This is a genomic window from Propylenella binzhouense, assembly GCF_009866965.1.
Lineage (GTDB): Bacteria > Pseudomonadota > Alphaproteobacteria > Rhizobiales > Afifellaceae > Propylenella > Propylenella binzhouense.
The window spans coordinates 1-1091 of sequence record NZ_SPKJ01000215.1 but is presented as its reverse complement, the minus strand read 5'-3'; the positions used below and the strand labels follow the sequence as shown (position 1 = coordinate 1091).

Annotated in this window: 1 pseudogene; it reads left to right on the top strand. The window is 77.4% G+C overall.

What is annotated here, in order from left to right:
• Positions 1-290: 290 nt before the first annotated feature.
• A pseudogene (locus tag E4O86_RS22980) lies at positions 291-1091 on the top strand (chromosome segregation protein SMC); the annotation flags it as partial.

The window sequence follows — 1091 nt, the reverse complement described above, 5'->3', positions numbered from 1 at the left end:
CCGGCGCCGCGCGCGACGAGGCCGTGGCCGGCGACCGGCTGCCGCGCATGCGCGGCGATGCGGCCGAGACGCAGGCCGCACTGGAGCGGCTCCGCGCCGCGGCGGGCGAAATCGAGCGCGAGGCCGAGCGGAATGCGGCGCGGCAGAAGGAGCTCTCCGGTCGGCATGCCCAGGCGAGATCCGACCTCGGGCGCGAAGCGGAAATAGCGGAAGAGGCGCGCGTCCAGGCCGAGGCCCTCGATCGGGAAGAGCGGCGGCTGCGGGAGGAGAGCGCCGGCGATGCAGCCGCAATGGCATCGGCGCGCGCGGCCGCCGAGATCGCCGGCACGGAAGCGTCGAAGGCTCAGCAGGCCCTGACCGAGGCGGCCTCCGCGCTTGCGAGCGCGGCCGCCGAGCGCGGGGCGACGGAACGATCGCTGCGGGAAGCGGAGGCGCGGCTCGCCCGCGCCACGGGCGAGCTCGGGACCGTCGAAGGGCAGATAGGGGCTCTCGGCCCGGACGAAGGGGAGGGCCGGCGCGCCGGCGCCGCTGCCGCGCTCGAAACGGCGCTCGCCGAGCTCGCTTCCGCCGAATCCGGGCTTCAGGCGCTCGAGGCGGCGCTTGCCGGGATGCTCGAAAGGGAGCGTGAGGCGGCCCCCCCGCGCGAGGCGGCCGAACGGCGCCTCAGTGCGCTTCAGGCGGAGGCCCGGACGCTCGTGCGCGTCCTCGATACGGGCCGGCCGCGCGAGCATCGCGCCGTCCTCGACGGCATGCAGGCCGCCCCGGGATACGAACTGGCTCTCGTGGCCGCCCTGGGAGAGGACCTCGATGCCGATCTCGACCCGGCCTCGCCGGCCCATTGGCGCGGCGTCGAGCCGCAGGCCGGCGATCCGGCGCTTCCGGCAGGGGTCGAGCCTCTCGTCGCCAGGGTGGAGGGACCCGATGCGCTCCGGCGCAGGCTGCGCCAGGTGGGCGTCCTCGCCGCCGGGGCCGATTGGCCGGATCCGTCGGCGCTGGCGCCGGGCCAGCGTGTCGTGAGCCTCGACGGCGGGCTCCTGCGCTGGGACGGCTTCGCCGTCCGCGCCGGCGCCCCGACGCCCGCCGCCCGCCGG